The sequence below is a fragment of the Streptomyces sp. NPDC058964 genome, from assembly GCF_042741275.1.
Classification (GTDB): Bacteria; Actinomycetota; Actinomycetes; order Streptomycetales; family Streptomycetaceae; genus Streptomyces.
Genome location: NZ_JBHYKH010001013.1, coordinates 1 through 1,211 on the forward strand (window position 1 = coordinate 1; position 1,211 = coordinate 1,211).

Sequence of the window (1,211 nt, forward strand, 5' to 3'; positions counted from 1 at the left end):
GCACACCTCAAGGACGCCGTCCAATAGTTCACTGAACTGCGTGCCATTGTGCAACACACGGATGTCAGGCGCCCGCTGGTCACGACGCTCACCGGGCTGCATGAGCTTGTGGCTGAGCTGTCCTCGATGATCGATGCGTACCTTGCCGCGCTGCTAGCCGCCACCCCACTGGAGGCGCAGAAGCATGGGGTACATGCCCAAAGCCACCACGACCGCGCTGCAGGGCTCATCCAGAGAGCCAACACTGCTGCGGAGGGGGCAGTCGCCCTGGCTGCCGAGCGGGACACGGCGCGGATCCAAAGCATCCTGCTGTCCCAGGCGCTGCGTACCTACGAGGCATCTGACCTGCTGACGCTTGACGCAGCAGCTCGAAGCAAGCTGCAGGACATCACGTCCTCACGCGGTGTCAACGGCTCCGGAATCATGTTCGCCATGGGGCAGGTGCTGGCCCAGAGCATCTTCGACCCGGAGCGCTTTCGTGAGGTCATGCGCCTCGCGTACGAAGTGTTCCGCTCCAACCCCAAGGTTCTGCGCGCACTGGCCCAAGATCCGGTCTTCGAGAGCGATTTCAAGCGGGCCCTCCACGAGCTGTTCGACGGCTCGATGGAAGCAGTCCACGCCGTAGACCGCGCCGTTCACTCCAGGCAGGCCGGCCGAGCTCTGCTCGGCATCGCGATGGCTCAGGTCGAAGGTCCAGGCCAGGTCATCGCCTCCGCGCTCCTGCTGGCCTGCGGCCGCAAGTCGGCCGCGTACACGAACCTGCGGCACAAGAACGCCACCGAACTCATCACCGCAGCGCAGCAGGAGCCACGCCTACGCGGGCTCCTCGGCGGGCTGGACAACGACCTGCGTACCGGCCGCGCCCATTCCCTGGTCCACTATGAAGAAGCCCGTGTAGTGATCGAGCGCAAGAAGAACACTCGCACTGTGGCATGGCGGGATGTCATCGACGGAGTATTCCAGGGCTATGAAAGTATCCACGCCTGCCAGCTAGCGCTGTGGCAGGCGGTGGGCGAGCTGGGATTCACCGGATTTGCCACCGACGACCTGTGGAGGGAACTGGGTCTTACCCCCGAGCAGATGGTCACCATGATGCTGGAGAGTTCGGGCTTTTGCGACATCGTCATCACGCCAGGGGAGAGGCACCTGTCTCTTATACACATATCCTATCCCACTATACATTGAACAAACTCGGTTTTGGGGATATGGAG

General features: G+C 62.7%; 1 protein-coding gene. It reads left to right on the forward strand.

The window, feature by feature from the left end; translation table 11 throughout:
* The first annotated feature begins 108 nt into the window (after positions 1–108).
* Positions 109–1,185 carry a hypothetical protein gene (locus tag ACFW2E_RS47280; protein WP_384478463.1) on the forward strand — a complete coding sequence of 359 codons (1,077 nt, stop codon included), beginning with the start codon at positions 109–111 and terminating at the stop codon, positions 1,183–1,185.
* Positions 1,186–1,211 lie beyond the last annotated feature (26 nt).